The following is a 22,748-nucleotide window of genomic DNA, read 5'->3' on the forward strand; positions in this document are numbered from 1 at the left end:
GCACAAAAAATAGGTAAAAGGAGGAATTGAAGTGGCTAAAGTTTACAAGGATTTAAGGAGTTTTTTAGAGACTCTGGAAGAAGAAGGACAGTTAGTCCGTATCAAAGATGAGGTTATGCCGGAGCCGGATATCGCTTCTGCTGGCCGTGCAGCCGCTAACATCAAGAATGGTCCTGCAGTTTTATTTGAAAAGGTAAACGGTTACAAATATTCCGTAGTGACAAACGTTCATGGTTCCTGGGCGAATCATGCGTTAATGTTAGGTATGCCAAAGGATACTCCCACAAAGGAGCAGTTCTTTGAACTGAACCGCAGATGGGATAAGTTCCCGGTAGAACCTAATATTGTTTCCAGAGAAGAAGCTCCCTGTAAAGAAAACGTAGTGGATAAGGACATCAATCTGTTCGAGATTCTTCCGCTCTACAGAATTAATGACCAGGACTCTGGATTTTTCCTTTCCAAAGCATCTGTTGTTACAGCAGATCCGGAAGAACCAGGCAACTTTGACAAGATGAATGTAGGTACATACCGTATCCAGGTAAAAGATAAGGATCGCGTGGGAATCCAGGCATTGGCATTCCATGATATCGCAGTTCAGCTGGAAAAGGCTGAAAGGAAGAATGAAAAGCTTCCAATCGCCATTACACTTGGAAACAGCCCATTAGTTACATTCATGGCCTCCACACCGATTGGATATACCCAGAATGAGTATGAATTTGTGGGCGCTCTGCAGGACGGGGTTCCTACAGATATTGTTAAGTCAGATTTATATGATCATCTGTACGTTCCGGCTGGATCAGAAGTGGTTCTGGAAGGATATATTGAGCCGCGCGTGCGTGAAGTAGAAGGCCCCTTCGGAGAATTCCCGGGCTCCTATTCCGGCTGCCGTCAGCAGTGTGTAGTGCGTATTGAGAGAGTTACCCACAGGACAAATCCTATTTTCGAAAATCTGTATCTGGGAATTCCTTGGACAGAGATTGATTACCTGATGGCTTTGAATACATCCGTACCTCTGTACAAACAGATTAAAGAAAGTATCCCTGAGGTTGTAGCTGTAAATGCTATGTATACCCACGGCATGGGGGTTATTATTTCCACAAAATGCCGTTACGGCGGATACGGAAAAGGCGTTGCTTTCCGTCTCTTGTCCACACCTCATGGAATGCCTTACTCCAAGGTTGTAATCGTAGTAGATGAATTTGTAGATCCATTTAATTTGGAGCAGGTAATGTGGGCACTGACCACAAGAGTAAAACCAGATAAAGATGTGGCTATTATTCCTAACTGCCCGGGTATGCCTCTGGATCCATCCTCCGTACCGGCAGGTATGCATACGAAGATGATCATAGATGCAACAACACCGGTAGCTCCGGAGCCGAATCCAAGAGAAGTAGAACTTCTGGAGCCGCCTGCAAAGACAGAAGAATGGGAAAAAATTATCCGCAGCATGTTTAAATAATAAGGAGGTAATGGAACATGAAGTGTCCGCGTTGTGATAGTGATAAAGTAAGAAAAATGGTTGACTCTCCCGTAGGAAATGCCTGGGAAGTGTATTTATGTGATAAGTGCTACTACTCCTGGAGATCTACAGAGACACCGCACATTCATGATAAATTTAAACTGGACGATGAAAAGATCGCTCATATGCAGGTTATTCCACCTGTACCACCATTAGATAAATAAAACCTGAGCAAAAGAATCCCCGTGCCGGACCAGACTGCATGGCCCGGCATGAGGATTCATAATAAGAGCAAAGAGGGGTAACAGCGAATGAATAAGAAAAGAATAGGTTTTTTTCTAGGTATTGCAGTTGCGGTAATTATTTATTTTCTTCCCTTAAAGGGAATTGAACCGGCAGGTCAGACCTGCTTGGCCTTAACACTTATGACCGTTGTCTGGTGGGCAACTCAGGTTGCACAGTCCGGATATGTAGGCGGTATCTATTTAATGGCACTGGTAATATTTAAAGTAGCGGAGCCGGCTCTCGTATTCAAATCCTGGATCGGTCCTACCATGTTTTTGATTATCGGTGCATATTTGATTGCAGGTGCGGTAAAGGACTCCGGACTGGGAGAGAGAATCGCATACGCATTTATTAACAAATTTGTAAGATCTTATAAAGGTATTATTGTTTCTATCTTTGTACTTACCTTTATTATGAGTGTTTTGATTCCCCATCCATGGCCCAGAGCATTTCTGATTATGTCTGTAATGGCAGTAGTAATTCAGAGTGCCAAAATGCCAAAAGAGGATGCAGTAAAAATCGGATTTACCGTATTCGCAGCATCTGTACCGGTATCTCTGATCTTCCTGACCGGCGACAGTACCATCAACCCCCTGGCAGTAGCCAACTCCGGAGAATCTCTGGGATGGCTTGGCTGGTTTAAGGTAATGGGTGTTCCGGCCATTGTAGCGTCAATACTCACGTTGATTTTAATCCTTATTCTGTTTAAACCGACAAAAGAGGTACATATAAATCTGGATGAAATCCATGAAAAACAAAAAGCTTTAGGCCCTCTCTCCGCACTGGAAAAGAGAACTGCCGTATGGCTTGTAATTGCCATCGTATTATGGGCAACCGACTCTATCCATGGCATTAATATCGGCTGGATCACGCTGGGTGTTGCCATGTGTATGAGTATGCCTGTTGTTGGAGAGGTTCTGACTCCAAAATCCTGGGGACAGGTACCTGTGCATGTATTAATCTTCCTGACATCTGCCATGGCTATCGGCAGTGTGGGCGGTGAAACTGGAATGAACGCATGGCTGGCAGACACAATCCTGCCTTCTACCGTTCCCTCTAACCTGTTTGTACTGGCAGCATTTATTGCGGTTATTTCTATTGTTATCCATATGTTCATGGGTTCTGTTATCGCTGTTATGGGTGTTGCGATTCCCGCGCTTATGGCATTTACATCACCCATGGGCATCAGCCCCCTGGCAACCGCACTGTTTGTATACACAGCAGTAGCCAGCCACTATATCCTTCCGTTCCACCACCTGAATATGCTGGTAGGACAGGGAGAGGAAAATGGAAAGTATACGCAGAAAGAATGTATTCGTCTGGGTATCCCATTAATAGCAGTTGTATTTATTGTAACAGTTTTGATAGAAGTTCCCTGGTGGAAGATTATCGGTCTGTTATAATTAGAGAAGTATTCAAGTATATGTTTCGCAGGCCGGAGACAGTATTACAGCCTCTGGTCTGCAAGTAAAAGATAAAGGCGGTAAAAACATGAGAATAATCGTAGGCGTAACCGGCGCTTCCGGGGTTGAGATGAGTTATTACCTGGTAAGGGCGTTAAAAAACATCGAAGGCTGTGAGGTACACCTTATTATGACCGCTGGGGCAAAGAAGACCTGGGAGTTAGAATGCGATATTCCCCTGGAGGACCTGATTTCTCTGGCAGATGTAGTTCACGAGGATAAAAACCTTGCGGCTGCCGTATCCAGCGGTTCTTATGTGACAGACGGTATGATAATTATGCCCTGCAGCATGAAAACATTGGCCGGTATCACAGCAGGATATGCAGAGAATTTGATGGTTCGGGCCGCTGATGTTTGTATGAAGGAAGGGCGAAAAGTAGTGCTGGTTCCCAGAGAGATGCCTTTTAGCAGACTGCATCTCAGAAATCTGAAGGAGGCAGCAGAGCTTGGGTGTGTTATTGTCCCCCCCATGCTGACTTTTTACAATGGACCGAAAACACTGGAGGATCAGATTAACCACATTGTGGGGAAGGTACTGATGCAGTTTGGGATAACCCATGATAAATTTGTACCCTGGACAGGAGCGGATGAATAATGAAGACATTTCATGTGATGACGGCTGAGGGCAGCAGATATCAGACAGAAGCTTGGGCCGTATCCTGCGGAGAGGATCTCAGTGTCACTATATGCGGGGGTTCCCGGTACCATGTGGGAGCCACTGCCCTGGGATGTGCCCGGCCTCTGTATGAGGGAAAGCCCAGACGCTCTGCAACAGTAAGTGTGCTCTGCGCTTTTGAACATAAAGATGATGAAGTGGCCAGATGGGCGGCCAGATACCTGGCTACAGAACTTGACTGCAGGGTATCCGTGGCAGCCGGAGTACATATTGATGAGGCTGCGGCAGAGGAGCTCCAGATCCTGATGGATAACAGCCGGGAAGTTTGTGATAAAATAATTGCTGCAGTAAAAGAAGCGAACCGTTAAAGGAGGTTTTAAAATGGCAAAAATAGAAGATTTACGTTCCGCTTTGGAATACTTAAAAGAAATTGACGGACAGTTGGTAGAGACAGATGTAGAAGTAGATCCCCGTGCAGAACTCTCAGGAGTGTACCGTTATGTGGGGGCAGGCGGAACTGTTGCAAGACCTACACAGGAAGGTCCTGCCATGGTATTTAACAAGGTAAAAGGACATGAGGACGCAAGAGTAGCCATCGGACTATTGGCAAGCAGAAAAAGAGTTGGTTATCTGCTCAACGAAAAACCAGAGCGTCTGGGCTTTCTGTTAAATGAGGCAGTTTCTGCACCCATAGCACCGGTAGTCGTTGACAACAAAGAGGCTAAATGCCAGGAAGTGGTTCATTATGCAGATGAGCCGGGATTCGATATCCGCAAATTAATTCCTGCTCCTACCAATACTGAGGAAGACGCAGGACCCTATATTACCATGGGACTTTGCTATGCGTCAGACCCTGAGACGAAAGAGTCTGATATTACCATTCACCGTCTCTGTCTGCAGAGCAAAGATGAAATTTCCATGTATTTTGTGCCAGGTGCCCGTCATCTGGGAGTATTTCGTGAAAAAGCAGAGGCGATGGGCAAACCGCTGCCTATCTCTATCAGCGTAGGGGTAGATCCGGCCATTGAAATTGCTGCCTGCTTCGAGCCTCCCACAACCCCTCTGGGATATAATGAATTAGGCGCAGCCGGGGCTATCCGCAAGGAAGCTGTAAAGCTAACCAACTGTCTGACCATCGATGAGAGATGCATTGCCAATGCAGAGTATGTCATCGAGGGAGAACTGCTCCCAGATGTACGGGTTAGAGAGGATGTCCAGTCAGATACCGGAAAAGCAATGCCTGAATTCCCTGGGTATACAGGTGCAGCCAATCCATCTGTTCCAATCATTAAGGTAAAAGCCGTAACCACAAGAAAGAATCCCATTATGCAGTCCTGTATCGGGCCAAGCGAGGAGCATGTAAGCATGGCCGGTATTCCTACCGAAGCCAGTATTATTTCCATGGTAGAACGTGCGATGCCCGGAAAACTTCAGAATGTATACTGTGCTTCCAGCGGCGGCGGAAAATATATGGCAGTGATGCAGTTTAAGAAGGCAGTTCCCTCTGACGAAGGAAGACAGCGTCAGGCAGCGCTTCTGGCTTTCTCTGCATTCAGTGAATTGAAACATGTATTCCTGGTAGACGAAGATGTAGATTGTTTCGATATCAAAGATGTAGTCTGGGCAATGAATACTCGTTTCCAGGCAGATGTAGACCTGATTCCGATTCCTGGAGTCCGCTGCCATCCTCTGGATCCCTCCAATGATCCTGCCATGTCACCATCCATCAGGGATCATGGAATTGCCTGCAAAGCTATTTTTGACTGTACAGTGCCATTTTCAGAGAAAGACAGGTTCCACCGTTCAAAATTTAAAGAACTGGATCCTGCACATTGGGTTCCTGAACTATTTAAATAAAAGAAAAGCGTCCCACTTCATTTGATGAGGTGGGACGCTTTTTTCTCTTCCTGTTTAAGGCTAATTTCAGGAAGCTCCTGTATGATAGATACGATAATAAGGAAGTATTCCAGAATGACACATGTAAAAGGAGCAGGTAATGAGGACAAAGATATCAGGCAAATGGAAGGAATTGAGTGTTCAAAAAAGGATCGTCTGCATCACCAGTGTCACTGCGGTATGTATGGCGCTCGTTGTAATCACAGGAATCTCTGTGTATAAAAAGCATGGGGGGACGGCAGAAACAGCCGGCCGGCAGCGGACAGAAACGGAAATACCCCAGTCAGAGGGGGTGAGCGGCAGCGGATATGTGGCATACGGCACAGTTGTACAGGAATTTACGCTCCCCTTGACAGACGAGGAGACTGCTGCCCCCCTGGTGGTGGAGGAGGTCTGCGTGAGTGCCCAGGATACAGTCACAGAGGGGGATCAAATCTTAAAGGTCACAAAGGAAAGTCTGGAACAGGCGGAGAAATTCCTTGAGAAGACAGTAAAGAATGCTGAGAATGCTCTCGTTACTGAAAGACTGGAATACACAAAAGCTAAGATGGAGGCAGAATATACTTACATATCAGAGGCAGGCTTGAACGAGACTGCGAAAGCTGAATATGAGAGCCAAATCGCTGCTTTGGAAGAAAAAGTGAGCAGTGCCCAGTCTGCACTGGAAGAAGCGTATCTCACGGTCAATGATAATCCCGATTCCATTGCTGAAAAAGAAAATCGGATTGCCTCTCTCAACAGCCAGAGCAGCGAGGCAGAAGCGCAGCTGTCCCAGACACAGGGAGAATTGTCTTCTGTGAAGGAAGTTTACGAACAGAAAAAGTCTGGATATGAAACAGCCCTGGAAGAACTCAGAGCGATTGCGATTGTCTACCGGTATCTGGGTTCTTACAGGGGAAAAGATACCCTGGAGCTGGATGCAGTTCTGACAGAGATATCCAAAGAGGCAGCAGAGTTAGCAGGTAGTTCCGGGGGTACTCAGGCTGCCCAGGCGTTCTCCGTCAGTGCACCGGCAGCCGAACAGAGTGCCGCATCCGGAAGCCGTGAAGCAGAAGAGGCTGTCAGTGAAGCCGGGACAGCCAGTGAAGTAGATACTCTGCTGGAAAGCTTGCAGGGACAGTACAGCACGGCAAAAAGTACCTATGAGGAGTGTAAGAATGCATACAAGGATATAAAATCAGAGAAAGATGAGCTGGACAAAGAAGTGGTAGAGTGCCAGTCAGTTTTATCATCAGCTGAGAAGTCTGTCAGTTCCCTGAATCAGGAAGTGAACCAGCTGACCCAGGAGCTGGAGAAAGCAGCCAGCCAGCTGCCCTCTCTGGAAGCGGCCTATGCGGAAGCCCTGAACAACCAGGTAACCGAAATGGTCTCAGTAAAAGAAACGTACCGCTCCGACATGCTCTCCTACGAGTATGCGAAGAATAATTATGATCTAACCATGGAGAAGCTGGATCAGGAGTTAGAGACAGCAGAAGAGGCGGTGGCCACAGCACAGGAAAATGCGGAGCTTTTGGCAACCCAGTATCAGGACGGAATTGTAAGAGCCGTACGGGACGGAAAGATACAGATGATAGGATGTCAGGAGGGGGATGAATTGTCCGGTCAGAGTTCTCTTGTATTTTACGAAGACACTTCCTATAAGAATATCTCAATTTCGGTTAGTCAAGAGGATGTCACAAGTGTAGAGGTGGGAGATACGGCGATGATTTATATTGAGGAGACCGGACAGCTGGAGGGGACGGTAACAGCGGTATCTGCATCATCGGCTTCCGAGAGTGTCTCTAGTGTTTCTTATACGGTTACAGTGGCCATAGATGGTGAGAGTGAGGGGATAGAAAACGGCACGTCCGCAGCCGTATACCTGAATATGGAAGGTATAATGGGAGGTCCCCAGGAAAATAATCTCAAAAGCCCGGGGGAACAGGATCCTTAATGGAAGCTTATTGCAGTATCAGTTCATAGTGTGTTATAATTCCCATATTATATTTTAGAAAGAATAAATGGGAAAATAGATGATAAGAAAAATAAAACAAATGTGGAAGGCTGTACATATGGAACTGCAGGAGCACAAAAGTTCCTTTCTGGTTTATGTGATACTTCGGCTGGCAGTGCTTCTTATGATGGTACTGCAGCTGTTTAACGGCAATTATGAAAATGTATTTTTGTGCTTACTGACCCTGGTACTCTTGATGGTGCCCAGCTTTATCCAGGTAAATCTGAAGATTGAGCTGCCAACCACACTTGAAATCATTATTCTCCTGTTTATATTTGCAGCTGAGATATTAGGAGAGATACAGGCATACTACATCAGATTCCCAGGATGGGATACACTTCTTCACACTGTCAACGGTTTTCTGGCTGCAGCCATTGGATTTTCTCTGGTGGATCTGCTGAACCGGAATGAAAAAGTAAAGTTTCAACTGTCTCCTGCATTTACGGCTATAGTAGCTTTCTGCTTTTCTATGACCATCGGTGTCATCTGGGAGTTTTTTGAATGTGGTATGGACTTATTCCTGGGTTTTGATATGCAGAAGGATACGGTGCTCCATTCCATTACATCAGTTATGCTGGATCCCACAAAGGGGAATCATCCTGTCACTATCGAGGGGATCAAGGATGTGGCTGTCAACGGAGAAAGCCTGGGGCTGGGAGGATATCTGGATATCGGCCTTCTGGATACCATGAAAGATCTTTTTGTAAACTTTATCGGTGCGGTAGTCTTTTCTGTCATTGGATTCTTCTATGTTAAATCCAGAGGAAAAGGAAAAATGGCCAGACGCTTTATTCCCAGACGGAAAAAGAGAGAGGCCGACTTTTTGCGCATCATTCAGGAAGAAGAAAAAAAGGAAGAATAAAATAGTAAATGGAAGCTAACCCGCGGGGATACCAAAGATAAGGTGTCACCGCGGGTTTTTCTGTGCATGCCTGCGCTTTTTAAGGTTAATTTCAGGAATAACTAGTATGATAAGGTAGAATAAAAAAGGCTTACGAAATTCAGAATATACAGGCAAGGAGTAAAGAAATGAAAAAAAAGAGAATTATAGCCGTTGCTGTCACTGCCGTCGTTGCTGTATCCGCGGTATCCGTTCTCTGCTATTACAGGGGAAATGAAAAAACAGCAGAGGTAGTCACCAAGGAGACAACGGTAGAGAGAGGCAATATTGTAACCGGAATCACAGAGAGCGGCAGTGTCAGTGTAGGAACCCAGACTCAGGAATACGATCTGGAAATTGTACAGGTAGATCTCACCTCAGCAAATACAGGGAGCAGCAGTACGGGGACATCAAATTCTTCAGTATCGAATTCTTCTGGAACCATCAGTCAGCAGGAGACAGAGGAAAGCAGCAAAACAGAAACCGGGGGAACCAATCAGGCAGCCCCGGGCAATATGAGTACAGGAGGTACAGACAGTGTGTCCGGTTTCATCCAGACCTCAAGTGGAAGTACTGCTGTTCCTTCTGCGGGCAGTACAACCGGAACTTCCTCAGAGACAACTCTGGTTGTGGAGGAGGTCTACATAGCACAGGGGCAAAAGGTAAATGCCGGAGAACCGATATTGAAGGTGACAGCGGACAGTACGGACGCCTTTCGGGCAGAATTGGAACGTGCAGTTGCGAATGCCGAACTGGCTTTAAAGGCAGCCGAACTGGAAGACGAAGAGACAAAATTAAAGGCAGAGAGCGAATACGAAACCTATCAGGCAGCCGGCAGCGTGGCAGAAGCGGTGTATGAGGCAGAGATTGCCTCTATTGACAATAATATTGCTTCCCTCCAGTCCCAGCTGGATAGCACCAGTGATGCTGCACAGGCAGCCAGCCTTCAGTCCCAGCTGGATCAGGCAAACCGTGAAGCCGAGACCAAAAAATTGGAGGCCAGACAGAAATATGAAGAGACCATGCTCAATTATGAAAATGCAAAAGAATTGTATGAGGTTTCGATGAACAGTGTTGGTCAGGCGGCAGAGGAGGCGCAGGAGACTTTGGATACCGCCAGTGAAAACTTGGCCGCTTTCCAGTCGCTGGTTATAGACAATACCATTTACGCGGCCTGCAGCGGGACTGTGGTCACCTCTTCCTATGCGGCGGGCGACAGCCTGAATAGCGAGACTCCTCTGGCAGAATATGCAGATGAAGGTGCAGTCACCATAGAAGTTTCCGTCATGCAGGATGATATTGAAAGTGTGACGATAGGAGATGAGGTGCAGATTTCATTTGCAGCTTTTGCAGATGAGACTTATTCCGGCACAGTTACGGCTATAGATGCAGCGGATACCACTTCTTCCACCGTCAGCTATCCGGTTACCATTGCCCTTGACACGGTGCCGGAAAAAGTGCTGACAGGGATGACAGCCAATGTGACATTTATTACCAAAGAAATAGAGGATGTACTTTATGTATCCAATAAGGCAGTGATAGCTGAAGATGCAAAATCTTATGTGAAAGTAAAAGACGACTCCGGCAATGTGCAGAAGGTGGAAGTAACTACAGGGTTTTCTGACGGGGTGCATGTAGAGATCCAGGAGGGACTCAAGGAGGGGGATACCGTTTTGATTGAAAGTAAGGTGGAATCATGAGATCGGGAGAACTGCTGCGTCTGGTATGGACGAATCTGACCCAGAATAAATTCAAGGTGATTATGACTTCTGTGGGGATTATAGTGGGAGCCGCCACCATTGTTATGGTAATAGCCATCGGAAGGGGCGGACAGATGGACGTTGCAGAACAGTTCAAAAATTTAAATGCGGGAGCGATTGATATTTCTTATGAAGGAAACGGAAGCAATATGGGCCAGTTTGAACAGAGAGGCGGGGAAAGCTCAGGGAACGATTTTGGCGGAGGTCCCATGCCGGGAGGAGGTTCAGGGCCTCAGGGAACTTTTGGTTCTGATATGGGCGCTGACTTTTTCAGTGGAGGCATGCAGATGCCGGATATGGGAGCGTTTGGCGGATTCGGGCAGTCTGACCGGATTAACCAGGAAGCGGTTACCTTGTCATTGGACGATGTGGACGATCTGGAGACTTTTGTACCGGATATCACCTCTGTGTCCATCTCCTATTCTACCAAGCAGGAGGTGGATGGGGGAGAGCTGGAGGAGGCAGCCTCCTATACCGTGGCAGGTGTGCAGAGTGGGTTCAGGGACATCAGCAATCTCTCTATGGCTATCGGTGATTTTCTGACAGATGCCAACGATGAGAATATGGAAAAGGTGTGTGTGCTGGGAGCGACAGCGGCAAAAGAGATTTTCGGAAGTGCCTACGAAGCCTATGACGGTGAGATTTATATAGACAACAGGCCTTATGTGGTGAACGGCGTAATAGAAGAAGTGGGAACTGTCTCTTCCGGAATCAGCCCTGATGAAGGCATATTTATCCCTTATAATACTGGAGTCAAGTATATTACAGGCAGCAGCATCAGTCCCACTATTACGGTGATAGCCTCTAATGTGGATGAGATCAGCACGGTGATCACGAATATAGAAACAGTTCTTGCAGAGAGCTATCCCAATACGGAATTTACCATTTCTGATGCGGGAAGCAAGATGGAAGCCGCCGCTGAATCCAATAATATACTGACCATGCTTCTGATTGCCATGGCAGCCATTGTCTTTGTAGTGGGAGGAATCGGGATTATGAATGTCTTATTTGTCACAGTAAAAGAGCGGACAAAGGAAATCGGGATCCTGAAATCCATGGGATGTTCCAAGAAGGATATACTGCTGGAATTCCTGATGGAATCCAGTGTGATCAGTATCATCGGAGGTTTCCTGGGCGTCGGATTCAGCTTCCTTGTTACACCCATTGTAGAACATTTTAGCGTAAGGGTGGAGCTTTCTTTGTGGGGTGCTGTGCTGGCAGTTATCTTTGCCGTTATCACCGGCACTCTCTTTGGATTTTATCCCGCACTCAAAGCATCCCGTTTGATTCCTATAGAAGCATTGAGCGAGGAGTAAAAACATGAGAAAAATGATATGTTTGTGCATCACAGGGATTCTGCTGCTGTCGGGCTGCGGTAAAAGCGCCCAGGCCGGCACTGGTGCAGCAGAAGAGACAGCGCTGAAGGATAATCAGGAAGTAGTCTATGGACAGATAGAAACCATTGTGGGCAATGATATGACCATTGCCCTGGCAGAGGCAGAAGAGACAGAAGTACAGGGGAAGTCCCCTGCTCAGATGACAGAGGAACCAACATCCGCTGACGGAGAAAGCCAGGCTCCTGGCCGGGATAGTATGCCTGATATGGGAGAGATGCCTTCTGACTGGGGAGAAAATTTGCCCGAGGGCATGCCTGCCCAGGGGGAGATGCCCGGCAAAGAGCAGAACGGAGGAGAACAGAAAGATACTCAGGGCAGAGAGGATACCGGGGAAAAGGAAGACACACAGGCAGGGCAGAAGATTACTACCTACACTCTGACCGGAGAGAGAAAAGATATGAGGATCCCTGTGGGCACTACAGTTACCACCAGTCTGGGTACCACTACCACGTTTTCGCGGCTGGCAGCAGGAGATATGGTAAAGCTTGTGGTACAAAAAGAGGAAGACATGAACCAAGTAATTGTGGGTATCTGGATTGTGGGGTGAGAATATGAAATTGCACAGAGTCAAAGAAAAGAAGAATGGGGAGAAACAGACAAAAGAATTTCCGGCTCAGACGGTTATGATACATATGGACAAAATAAACAAAAGCTATCAGATGGGAGAGGAAAAGCTCCATGTACTAAAAGATGTCAGTCTGACGGTAGAGAAGGGGGAATTTCTTGCTGTCCTGGGCCCTTCCGGTTCCGGAAAATCCACTTTGATGAATATGATAGGCTGTATGGATATACCGGATTCGGGAGAGTACTATCTGGATGGAAATGCCATACACGAAAAAAGAGACAAAGAGCTGAATAAGGTAAGAAATCGGGAGATCGGTTTTATCTTCCAGAAATATCACCTTATCTCCACTTATACCGTGGTACAGAACATTATCATGCCTCTTCTTATCCGGGGGATGAGCCATCGGCAGGCACAGGATGCCTGTATGGAGACAATTCGTATGCTGGGACTGTCCGATCGGCTGAATCACAAACCTTCGGAGCTTTCCGGCGGACAGCAGCAGAGAGTAGCTATCGCCAGGGCACTGGTATCAGAGCCTGCCGTTCTGCTTGCGGATGAACCCACCGGGGCACTGGATACCAGAAGCGGAGAAGAAGTCCTGAAGCTTTTTGGTAAACTGAATAAAATGGGCCATACCATAGTGATGATCACCCACGATCTGGAGGTGGCCAAGGCGGCGCGGCGCACGGTAAGGATAGTGGATGGGATGGTCTTTGAGTAAACGAAAGGAAAAAGGAGGCATATGCTCTCCTTTTTCCTTTGTCTCTATGAATGGAAGCTATTGCATTAGAGGGGATTTCCGGTAAAATCTTGTTCTGCGGTTTCTACAAGCTGATCCAGCTTTTTCAGGATGGCGTCCTGCAGCAATTTGGGTCTGTGGGTTTGCAGTAGTTCCAGCATTTTATCCTGAGCTCTTTTTGTCATGGTTTTCGATCCCGCCTTTTGCCAGTCTTTGTAGGTATGGCGGTCCATGAGTGATGGATTCCAGATTTCATCCCGGAAGAATTCAAAGGTATGCTCTTCGGAGAGGAAGTTTCCTCCGGGACCAACATCCTCAATGACCTCCCGGGCAAGATGCTCTTCATCCACAGGGACACCTTCCATCATTCTTCTTGCCATACCGATTAGCTCGTCGCACATAACCAGATGAAGAGGGGAACCTGTCATTCCCAAATCCATAAAGCCCACATCATGGATTAGATTCCCTCCGGTTCCCAGGGCCCCTATAATCTGAAGCATGGCTTCGGCGGCAGACTGGGCATCCACAGTTTTGGAGTCACTGGCACCGGCGGCTGTAAATACCGGGAGGTCCAGAGCGTGGAAGACTTCCACGGAAGCGCTGTGGAGCAATACCCACTCCGGGGCACCGTAGGAATGCTGCATGGTTTTCATATCCATGGGGCCTCCGGGAGCACCACCAATAAAGGGGGCGCCTTTTCGCACTGCCTGGCTGAGTACCAGACCGGTAAGGCATTCGCACAGTCCCACAGACAGGGCGCCGGCCACGGTGACAGGTGCAGTTGCCCCCATAATCATACCAGGCGTATAAACACAGGGGATATTGTTTTCAGCGAGAAGCATCAGTTTCTCCAGTGCATCCCTGGAGTGCACAAAGGGAGTGGTAGGTTCACTGTATATAATGATAAAGGGCTTTTCCTGAAGTGCTTCAAGGCTGCCTGCTGTCACGGCGCACATATCAATGATTATCTGCAGGTTTCTGGCGTTAAATGCCCATCCCACCAGTGGTTTTGTGGTATTACGTATCATGGCATCAATCTCATGAATGTCTGCCAATTCTTTTGTTTTATCACCTATCATACAGAGTGACATAGCAAAATCAATATTTGGCAGGGCATCTGTCAGGACTGCCGCCAGGGCGGCATCATTTTTCACAGCTTTCCGCCGTTCCCCAGTATATGCGTCAAAGAAATTGGGGCAGGTAGGGCCAGGTCCAAAGTATGTATTCTGTTTCCCGAGGTCCATGGCTTCTTTTCCGTTTCGGTCATAGATTTTGATAACACTGGGGGCTGATTCAATGGATGTCTTGACCAGTTTGCGGGGGATTTTCACACGAACACCGTCAGCGGTGCAGCCGGCCTGGACCAAGCATTCCAGGGCTTTTGGTGAGTTTACATCAACCCCTTGTTCCTCCAGGAGCGAAAAGGACTGTTGAATGATTTTTTCCCGGGAATCTTGGGTTAACAGTTCAAAAATAGGTTTTGCAGTCATGGTAATTCCTCCTTTTATTTAAAATAGTTCTGCTTTCTGCTTTTTGATTTTACTAAGTAACAGGCAGGATGCAATCAGTCCCACAACAGAAAAGAGAAGCATAATCACGAACAGATAGCGGTAACCGGCCGCTCCGGGGTATTTATCCAGAAGACTGCCGGCAATAGTATTCATATATACATCCGGCAGAAAACCGATAACTGAGATAATACCTACAGCGGTTCCTGTGACATTCAGGGGTACGTTCACCTCGTCGACAATAGCAAAATAAATGCCTCTCATGGCAAAAATGGCTGAGCACATTAGAATCATAAGCACTACCAAGAATATCAGCATGCTGGCCTTGGAGGGGAGGAAGGCAATCCCGCCCAGAGTTATGACAATCATAACAAAACAGATGGTTACCACTCTTGTTGTAGATTTCATCTTTGTTGCCAGAAACCCTCCGCTTGGGCCTCCCAGCAGCTGAAGCACATAATTACGGATGATCGCAATTAAGGCAGAGATGGAAGCGGTAGCCCCTAATACCTGTGTAAAATAAGGTGTCATATAAGTACTGCCGATATATACACTGTAGCAGGTAATAATAACAAAGGCTAAAAGCCATACAGTGGGCATCCGCAGTACCTCACCTACCATCTTCAGATTGATTCTGGATTCTTCTTCCTGGCTTTGATTGGAATCGTCAAAGACAAACCAAACCAGTATGCCGGCAATGATATTTACAATAGCAATGGCTACAATGATTCCGGTCAGTCCGCCGATGCTTTCTCCTAACTTCCCGAATGCAAAAAGAGAGACGGCTGAGAAAATCGTTGACATTAATCCGCGTCCGCCTTCCAGAAGCCCGAAAAGCTTTCCTTGTTCATCGCTGTTACCAAACTGTCTGGTGGCTTTCAGCATAGCTGCCCAGAAGATCAAAGTGGCAGCACAACCCCATACAAAATGGATAAGGATCTGCATAAGATAACCGGGATAGGTAGCAAAATAAAGGCCTAGGATTCCGGTGATAATGAAGGCTGCTGTGAGAAGCTTGCGGGGAGAGAATCTGTCAGCCATCCATCCTCCGGGGGCATAAAAAATCATGGAGGCAACACCGTATACGCTCATAGTAATACCGAATTGCTTGTTTGTGATACCGATGGCTTCCAGAAGAACATCGTAATAGGTCCATCTAAGATATGGAAGCAGATAAATAGCCGAAGCTCCCATACAGAGAACGAGTAACTTAACATAGCGGTTCACACCTTTTCGTTCTTTCATGAATTAACCTCCTAACTCAATGTCATATAAAATATCGTATACTATATTTTATATGATAATAACAAATAAAACACTAAATGTCAATGAATTTTCAGAGACAATTCAAATAAAAATCTATTTCGCTGTTTACTATTGAAATAATGTAAGATATAACTTAAAATAATGGAGAGTACCCATATTGATAAATGTTGTAAAAAGGAAAGGTTTGTTTTATAATGAGGAAAATATAAAAAAGGGTGAAGTCTTTGATTACAAGTACAAATACGGCAAACGTAGTAATGGATTATTTGAAGGAACAGATTATAAAAGGCGGGTATAAGCCGGGGGAAAAAATTAATATTGATGAATTATCCAAGGAGATCCAGATTAGCAAGATCCCCATTCGGGAGGCGCTGATGCAGCTGCAGCCCGTCGGTTTGGTGAATTATACGGCTAACGTGGGGATGAGAGTGGCTGCCATTGACAATGATGAGGCAACGGAGATACTGGAAGTACTGTCTTTGCTCACTGGCAGAGAGTATACTCTGAGCAGATTAAAAGCAGATGGAGCTATGAGTGTGTATCAGGAATTGATGGGGTATGGGGATATATGCAGCAATAGTCATCTGAAAGAAGTGATTCAGATATATAGCAATCAATTATTACTCTGGAGAGAAGAATAAGATGATACTTAAGAAAAAGCAAACGTTAAATGATCAAATATACGAACATATAAAAACCAGTATCCTGAACGGAGAAATCCTGCAGGGAGAGAAGATTATACCGGATGATCTGGCATTGAAATTAAACGTAAGCAAGACTCCCATCCGTGATGCCATTAACAGACTGCTGCAGGACAGGCTGCTGGAAAAGGATACTAATAGTATTTTTGTCCATATTATGTCAGATGAAGAGATTTCTATGCTGGAGGAGGCAATTATCGCTCAGATTCTGGCCGGATACAGGCTCTGTGTTCTGAAAGGGAAAAGAATCTCTCTGATTCATATGCTGGAACAGCGGCTGAGAGAGCAGAGAGATGCCATAGAGATTGGGGATATGGAAAGTAATATAAGAAGTGCCATGGAATTTGATAAGTCCTTTGTACTGGAGACGGGAAATATCCATCTGATACAGAACATTGAAAGATCCTTTGAACTTTTCCAGATTATGGTGGCAAATTATCAAAGTGATACGGATAACCAGCATATCAGCTATGAGGACCATGCAGATATTCTTCAGGCAGCAAAGAACCAGGAGATAGAGGTAATGGAAGGGCTGATTATGCAGCACCTCCACAGCAGTACCCAGAGAGTAAAACTGGAGATAGGCAGAAAATAAGAGCGGCACTGTGATATGATACCCCTGAAGTAGACAAGGTAAATAACCAAAATCTACTTAGGGGGCTGATCAGATCACTGTACCGCTCTTATTTGTTCTGAATATTAAGTCTGCAATTTATTTTACTACCACACCTGATTTGATAACATTTACAAGGTTGTATTTGAATGCGGAGATGTCTTCCAGCGGGTTCTTGTCCAGAGTTATGATATCGGCCACCTTGCCTTCCTTCAGTGTACCGTAATCCTGATCCTTGTATACAATTCGTGCACTGTCAATGGTAGCCTGTTTGATTATATCCATCTCATCCATATCCCAGAAATCTTTTCTCAGGATAAATTCATCTGCGTTTTCCCCGTGTGTCAGAGGGGTACCGCCCTGGTCTGTACCGAAGCCAATGGTAAGTCCAGCTTCATAGGCCTTGCGAACTCCGACTCTTAAGGATTCCAGAACCTTCTGGGCTTTTGACTTCATGAAAATAGAGGTTTCTGGAACACTGTCAGCCAGCCCGTGAAGAATATTCAGAGTAGGTACAATGTAAGTGGTATCATTATCCTTTAACATCTCAATGGCCTCGTCGTCAAGGATAGAGGCATGCTCAATTGTACGGACACCTGCGATAATAGAATTTTTAATGGCCTGTGTTCCATGACAATGGGTTGCCACATAAGTATCTTTAAAACGTGCTGCTTCCACAACCGCCCTTAATTCGTCCAGGGTATAAATCGGCTGGCCAGGGGCCCCGCCTGGATTCATAACCGCGCCGGTTCCCATGATTTTAATAAAGTCAGCACCTGCTTTCATTTCCTCCCGCACAGATTTCCAGATGGCATCTCTCCCGTCAGCCTCATTATACAGGCCGGCAAAGAAATCATTTCCGCACTCTGTTGGAGTTACAATTTTTCCGGATGCAATGATATTCGGTCCGGGGAAGTTGCCGGCATTGATTGCATTGCGAAGTTCAATGGCAACGTTGTGGGAGGAACCTACATCTCTTACGGTAGTAAATCCTGCCATTAGTGTGTCATTGGCAAATTTTACTGCGTCCAAAGCCTGCTGAACCGGGGATTTTGCATTGTCTACAAGCGTCTCTCCGCCGGAGAGCGTCAGATGGATATGTAAATCAAAAAGACCGGGGAGTACGTATTTGCCCGCCATGTCAACCGTTTCAGCATCTTCCCAGTCTGTTCCGCAGGGAGCAATGCTCTTAATCCGGTCACCGTCAATCAGGATATCACCGGTTGCATTTTCATAGCCTTCTACTAATTCCCCCAAAAAGTTACAGTTTTTTAAAACTAACATAATACCTCCTTCTGCCATCCCCATATGGCATCTGTATTTAATATTGTACTCTTATAGTATCATAGGGAAAATATTTTGTAAATTATAATTTAATGTATAAAATGCATGGTTTATTCGCGCAATTATTTGATTAATTCTTTGATGTTTTTGTAATCCATACCATAGCTGTCACTGACATTTTTACAGGTACTGAATCCGTCATAAGTATTAATGCCTGAGAATATGACCTCATTGTCAAGACAGGCATTTTCAAGACCTTTACCGGCGATCTGAAGACCATATTTTAAAGTGGCATTGGTAAGAGCAATGGTTGAAGTTCTGGGAACGGCTCCCGGCATGTTTCCGACACAGTAGTGAACGACACCGTCAACCTCAAAGGTGGGATTGTCATGGTAGGTTACCCTCGTTGTCTCACAGCATCCCCCCTGATCCACGGCTACGTCCACAATCAGACTGCCTGGCTTCATGTCCTTTAGATATTCTTTTTTAATGAGCTTAGGAGCTGCTTTTCCGGGAATCAGTACAGAGCCAATGACCAGATCTGCCTGAGCCAGCTGGCTTTGGATGTTGGAAGGCGTGCTGTATAAGGTCTGGATGCGGGCTCCAAAGATATCGTCCAGGTAGGCCAGACGTTCCAGATTAATATCCATAATTGTTACGTCGGCGCCCATGCCCACTGCAATTTTGCAGGCGTTGGTACCTACACTGCCTGCGCCCAGGATAACAACTTTAGCTTTGGGAGTACCCGGCACTCCTGAGAGCAGTACACCAGATCCGCCAAATGGCTTCTCCAGATATTTTGCCCCTTCCTGAATGCTCAGACGCCCTGCAATCTGGCTCATAGGAGAAAGAAGCGGAATACTGCCGTTTTTCTCAATCAAAGTTTCATAGGCCACGCCTCTGATACCGGAGGACAACATAGCGTCTGTGAGTGGACGGTCTGCTGCCAGGTGAAGGTAGGTGTAAAGGATTAAATCTTTGCGGAAGTACGAATATTCGGATTCCAGAGGCTCTTTTACTTTGATCATCATTTCGCAGGTGTCCCACACTTCCTTTGGTGTATCCAAAAGGATCGCTCCTGCTTTTTCATATTCTTCTGTGGTGAAGCCGGAACCTATACCGGCGTCTCTTTCAATATATACGGTATGCCCTGCATCTGTATACGATTTGACATTGTCTGGTGTCATTCCCACACGGAATTCATTATTTTTGATTTCTTTTACACATCCTACTTTCATTCTGATTCTCCATTCTTCATTTTTAATCTGACCATAGTACCATGCGCGCTTGGATAATAAGGAATATTATTCTTCAAAATAATAAAAAGATGAAAAATATTCTTTAATATAAATCTAGAATAGCACGTGAGGTATAAAAAAACAATTAGCAGTATAGCACCAAAATTGGGGACAAAAATTATACAAATTTAACAAAATCTAGGAATGATAAATGATATTTTTATAACAAACTTACAATATCAAAGGAAAATTAAGTTGAAAAAGCAGAAGGAATATGTTTAAATAGAATTTATAGAAAGTGAAATAATTCACAATTTGAAACACAGCGAGAGGGGAACGGCTGTTACGATATACAGCGGAAAGTGAGAAGAAGAGTGAACAGTATAAGGGCATTAATATTTAATTCCAATCTGACAAAGACAGAACAGGTCATCGGGGATTTTGTTCTGGATAATCTGGGAGACGCTTGTTTTATGACCTCCACTGACATAGCGGTGCATCTGGGGGTCAGTGAAGCTTCTGTCATACGGTTTGCAAAAAAACTGGGATATTCTGGTTTTATGGAGTTTCAGAAATCGATCCGCTCCTGTTACCAGAAGGAAAAAAACCAGATTTCGGCAAGCTTGGATATCCCTGCGGAACGTCTGAAGAAAAGCAGACAACAGGAGGACAAGAATTATATCAGTAACTATGCCGCCATAGTACAGAATAATCTCACCAGCGCACTGGTAAATAACAAATGGGAGACGTACGAAAAAGCGATTGACTTAATATTAGGCAGCCAGAACAAATATATCCTGGGCACTAGGGCAAATATGGGGCTGGCCGCAGACTGCTATGTACTGCTTAAGAGAATTATACCTGGGGTAATGATAACTAACACATCCGCTGCCAGCGTAATTGATAACCTGAGCGATATAAAAAAGGAGGACTGCCTCATTGCTTTTAGTTTTCCCAGATATTCAGAATTAGACCGGGTGGCCATGGAGATGGCGAAGGATGCAGGGGCGCGGATTATCCTTGTGACAGACAGGCACAGCGCACCTCTGGCTTCCTATGCAGAAGTCATTTTTACAGTAGATATAGATAGCAATGATTATTTTAATTCTTTTGTTGCGGGTTATTTTATTATTGAAATATTATGTGTGGGAATGAGCAGAAGACTGGGGAATGTACATGAAGAGAAATTAAAGCATATTGACCATTATCTGGATATGCTGAGAATCTATTAAAATGAGCGCCTGATATACCGTCAGGCGCTCATAAGGAATGTTCTGAATTTTTTTCTATAAAGCGTCTTGTCTGAAGCATCTTTTTATCCATCTGTTCGCCGATTGCGGCACATTCATTCAGTTCGTGGAATATTTCTTTGATGCTCAGGGAATTATGCTTGTATCGGGTTTGGTGATCCAGACGAGCCCAGAAATCCATAATAACGGTGCGCAGCTGGACTTCAACTCTGACAGGTTCCTGCTGTTTATTTAAAATCACAGGGACTTCAAAAATAAGATGCAGGCTTCGGTATCCGCTTTTTTTAGGGGTTTTGATAAAATCTTTCTCCTTCACCAGAATCAGATCCTCTTCTTCCAGGAGCCGTTTCCGGATGGCATAGATGTCATCTGTATAATCGCATACAATTCTTACCCCGGCGATATCATTTAATTTTTCAGATGCCTTTTTTACACTGATTGGATATCCTTTTTTGGTTAACTTCCTCACAATACTCTCTGCGCTTTTAATCCTGGAACACTGGAATTCTACGATATCACGTCCACATTCACGGCTAAGCTGATCCTTTACCGCTGTAATATAATTTTGAATCTCTTCCACTGCAAGCTCGTATTTATAGATAAATTTTCTTTCCTGCAGTTCCCTGTATACGGGCGGCATATTTTTTTTGTCTTTATTATTCGCCAATCTCATCCATCCTTTCTGTACCAAATAATACATACAAGAATAGTTTATGCCGACTGTCTGAATTTGCTACCAGGAATATGTAAACAGGAAGAAAAATTTTTGTAAAGCTGTATACTTTTCTTATTTTGGTTCATACTATAAGTAATCCACGGAGGGATGCCGCAAAGGCGCGGCGCTTTTCGTGGGGAATACAGAAGAAAAGAATAAGAATACTTATCCTCCCCCTTATAGTAACCCCGCAGCAGTTTTGCTGCGGGGCTATTTTTTTATTACATAGGAAACTGCGTTCCCTATGTAATAAAAAAACCTCTGGGGGATAACACTGCGGCGGAAAGGAAGATGCTGTCTGCGACAGCCCGCCGCAGGCGGAGATTGCGCTTTCGCGCAATCTTTCTTATAAATCCTTCCGAATAAAGCATATTTAAAATAATTTCAATTAAGTTGTATAATTTGAAAAATAGAGGTCATACTATAAGTAATCCATCAGACAGTGCCGAGGCAACAAAGCACAGCTGTTGGTTTTAACCAAAGAAAAAGTAGAATACTTATCCTCCCCTTATTGCCCCTGCAGTTATACGAATCCGTATAACTGCAGGGGCTTTGCATGTATGGCATTCTATGTACACAGATACCATATTCCAATAACTGTATCGCCGATACAGGATACTAGAACCCTCAGCAGTTAATAGGAGCTGTGGTGTCATAAGGCCAATCCTGGTAACTTCCGGCATTGTACACCTGGGTATAACCGGCGTCGGCCAGCAGTTCCACGGCCTCACTGCTACAGTCTTGGGTACTGCAGTATACATAGATGGCAGCATCCTTGTCTGGCAGCTGTTCCTTTGCCAGCATCTTTAAGCTGTTCAGCGGAATATTGATGGCCCCTGGTATATGGCCCATGCCGTAGTCATTAAAAGAACGCACGTCCACAAGAACCATTTCCTGTTTTGCATCCAGCATGCTTTTTAATTCCTCCGGTGTGGTGCTGACATCTGTTTGAGCGGCCTGCGAAGATGCCTGCTCTTTCGCCGGAGCTTTCTCTTTACAGGCAGAGAGAAGTACGGAGAGGGCAAACAGTAAAACAAATAAAACACCGAGTTCTTTTTTAGCGATACTAAAACACCTCCTTATTCAAATCGAACTGTAATCAATTTAGTTACATTTATAA

At 45.3% G+C, this 22,748-nt stretch carries 21 protein-coding genes; 15 read left to right on the forward strand and 6 right to left on the reverse strand.

Going from position 1 to position 22,748, the window contains the following annotated elements; translation table 11 throughout:
* Window positions 1-31 precede the first annotated feature (31 nt).
* The 12 genes from GKG41_RS04630 to GKG41_RS04680 all read left to right on the forward strand — a co-directional run bounded on the left by GKG41_RS04630 (window position 32) and on the right by GKG41_RS04680 (window position 13,035).
* Window positions 32-1,459 carry a non-oxidative hydroxyarylic acid decarboxylases subunit C gene (locus GKG41_RS04630; protein ID WP_072848989.1) on the forward strand — a complete coding sequence of 476 codons (1,428 nt, stop codon included), beginning with the start codon at window positions 32-34 and terminating at the stop codon, window positions 1,457-1,459.
* Window positions 1,460-1,476: 17 nt separating this feature from the next.
* Complete coding sequence (locus tag GKG41_RS23710) at window positions 1,477-1,683, forward strand: non-oxidative hydroxyarylic acid decarboxylases subunit D (RefSeq protein ID WP_264296063.1); 207 nt, start codon at window positions 1,477-1,479, stop codon at window positions 1,681-1,683.
* Between the two features lie 87 nt (window positions 1,684-1,770).
* Window positions 1,771-3,147 (forward strand): SLC13 family permease, encoded by a 1,377-nt coding sequence (locus GKG41_RS04635; protein ID WP_154257397.1) that lies wholly within the window; start codon window positions 1,771-1,773, stop codon window positions 3,145-3,147.
* Window positions 3,148-3,235: 88 nt separating this feature from the next.
* Window positions 3,236-3,802 carry a UbiX family flavin prenyltransferase gene (locus tag GKG41_RS04640; protein WP_154257398.1) on the forward strand — a complete coding sequence of 189 codons (567 nt, stop codon included), beginning with the start codon at window positions 3,236-3,238 and terminating at the stop codon, window positions 3,800-3,802.
* Window positions 3,802-4,191 (forward strand): hypothetical protein, encoded by a 390-nt coding sequence (locus GKG41_RS04645; protein ID WP_154257399.1) that lies wholly within the window; start codon window positions 3,802-3,804, stop codon window positions 4,189-4,191. Before GKG41_RS04640 ends, GKG41_RS04645 begins: the two co-directional genes overlap by 1 nt.
* Before the next feature lie 13 nt (window positions 4,192-4,204).
* Complete coding sequence (locus GKG41_RS04650; RefSeq protein ID WP_154257400.1) at window positions 4,205-5,680, forward strand: UbiD family decarboxylase; 1,476 nt, start codon at window positions 4,205-4,207, stop codon at window positions 5,678-5,680.
* Window positions 5,681-5,819: 139 nt separating this feature from the next.
* Window positions 5,820-7,652 carry an HlyD family efflux transporter periplasmic adaptor subunit gene (locus tag GKG41_RS04655; RefSeq protein WP_154257401.1) on the forward strand — a complete coding sequence of 611 codons (1,833 nt, stop codon included), beginning with the start codon at window positions 5,820-5,822 and terminating at the stop codon, window positions 7,650-7,652.
* 79 nt (window positions 7,653-7,731) lie between these two features.
* Window positions 7,732-8,574, forward strand: a complete 843-nt coding sequence (locus GKG41_RS04660; RefSeq protein WP_154257402.1) for a hypothetical protein — start codon at window positions 7,732-7,734, stop codon at window positions 8,572-8,574.
* Window positions 8,575-8,741: 167 nt separating this feature from the next.
* On the forward strand, window positions 8,742-10,292 hold the full coding sequence (locus GKG41_RS04665) for an efflux RND transporter periplasmic adaptor subunit (RefSeq protein ID WP_154257403.1): 1,551 nt from the start codon (window positions 8,742-8,744) through the stop codon (window positions 10,290-10,292).
* Window positions 10,289-11,668 carry an ABC transporter permease gene (locus GKG41_RS04670; protein WP_154257404.1) on the forward strand — a complete coding sequence of 460 codons (1,380 nt, stop codon included), beginning with the start codon at window positions 10,289-10,291 and terminating at the stop codon, window positions 11,666-11,668. The genes GKG41_RS04665 and GKG41_RS04670 overlap by 4 nt, the downstream gene beginning before the upstream one ends.
* A gap of 4 nt (window positions 11,669-11,672) precedes the next feature.
* Window positions 11,673-12,296, forward strand: a complete 624-nt coding sequence (locus tag GKG41_RS04675; RefSeq protein ID WP_154257405.1) for a hypothetical protein — start codon at window positions 11,673-11,675, stop codon at window positions 12,294-12,296.
* 4 nt (window positions 12,297-12,300) lie between these two features.
* On the forward strand, window positions 12,301-13,035 hold the full coding sequence (locus GKG41_RS04680; RefSeq protein ID WP_347563261.1) for an ABC transporter ATP-binding protein: 735 nt from the start codon (window positions 12,301-12,303) through the stop codon (window positions 13,033-13,035).
* A 65-nt stretch (window positions 13,036-13,100) separates the two neighbouring features.
* Here GKG41_RS04680 and GKG41_RS04685 read toward each other — a convergent pair whose 3' ends face one another.
* Both GKG41_RS04685 and GKG41_RS04690 read right to left on the reverse strand, forming a co-directional pair.
* The gene (locus GKG41_RS04685; protein WP_154257406.1) at window positions 13,101-14,543 is read right to left on the reverse strand and encodes a trimethylamine methyltransferase family protein; all 1,443 of its coding nucleotides are present in this window, start codon (window positions 14,541-14,543) and stop codon (window positions 13,101-13,103) included.
* Window positions 14,544-14,561: 18 nt separating this feature from the next.
* A complete protein-coding gene (locus tag GKG41_RS04690) occupies window positions 14,562-15,806 on the reverse strand; it encodes an MFS transporter (RefSeq protein WP_154257407.1) in 1,245 nt (414 codons plus the stop codon).
* Window positions 15,807-16,051: 245 nt separating this feature from the next.
* Here GKG41_RS04690 and GKG41_RS04695 point away from each other — a divergent pair, with 245 nt between their 5' ends.
* Both GKG41_RS04695 and GKG41_RS04700 read left to right on the forward strand, forming a co-directional pair.
* Window positions 16,052-16,468, forward strand: coding sequence for a GntR family transcriptional regulator (locus GKG41_RS04695; RefSeq protein ID WP_154257408.1), 417 nt, complete (start codon window positions 16,052-16,054; stop codon window positions 16,466-16,468).
* Window position 16,469: 1 nt separating this feature from the next.
* Window positions 16,470-17,123, forward strand: a complete 654-nt coding sequence (locus GKG41_RS04700) for a GntR family transcriptional regulator (protein ID WP_154257409.1) — start codon at window positions 16,470-16,472, stop codon at window positions 17,121-17,123.
* A gap of 117 nt (window positions 17,124-17,240) precedes the next feature.
* Here GKG41_RS04700 and GKG41_RS04705 read toward each other — a convergent pair whose 3' ends face one another.
* Window positions 17,241-18,425 (reverse strand): amidohydrolase family protein, encoded by a 1,185-nt coding sequence (locus GKG41_RS04705; protein WP_173015496.1) that lies wholly within the window; start codon window positions 18,423-18,425, stop codon window positions 17,241-17,243.
* Window positions 18,426-18,547: 122 nt separating this feature from the next.
* The gene (ald, locus tag GKG41_RS04710; protein WP_154257411.1) at window positions 18,548-19,663 is read right to left on the reverse strand and encodes an alanine dehydrogenase; all 1,116 of its coding nucleotides are present in this window, start codon (window positions 19,661-19,663) and stop codon (window positions 18,548-18,550) included.
* Window positions 19,664-20,037: 374 nt separating this feature from the next.
* Here ald and GKG41_RS04715 point away from each other — a divergent pair, with 374 nt between their 5' ends.
* A complete protein-coding gene (locus GKG41_RS04715) occupies window positions 20,038-20,895 on the forward strand; it encodes a MurR/RpiR family transcriptional regulator (RefSeq protein WP_154257412.1) in 858 nt (285 codons plus the stop codon).
* Between the two features lie 28 nt (window positions 20,896-20,923).
* On the opposite strand, the gene GKG41_RS04720 is transcribed toward GKG41_RS04715, so the two are convergent.
* Both GKG41_RS04720 and GKG41_RS04725 read right to left on the reverse strand, forming a co-directional pair.
* A complete protein-coding gene (locus GKG41_RS04720) occupies window positions 20,924-21,580 on the reverse strand; it encodes a GTP pyrophosphokinase family protein (protein WP_173015497.1) in 657 nt (218 codons plus the stop codon).
* A 675-nt stretch (window positions 21,581-22,255) separates the two neighbouring features.
* Entirely contained in the window at window positions 22,256-22,711 is a 456-nt protein-coding gene (locus GKG41_RS04725; RefSeq protein ID WP_319018955.1) for a rhodanese-like domain-containing protein, read from the reverse strand.
* Window positions 22,712-22,748 lie beyond the last annotated feature (37 nt).

It is taken from the genome of Lactonifactor sp. BIOML-A5, from assembly GCF_009677585.1.
Lineage (GTDB): Bacteria > Bacillota > Clostridia > Lachnospirales > Lachnospiraceae > Lactonifactor.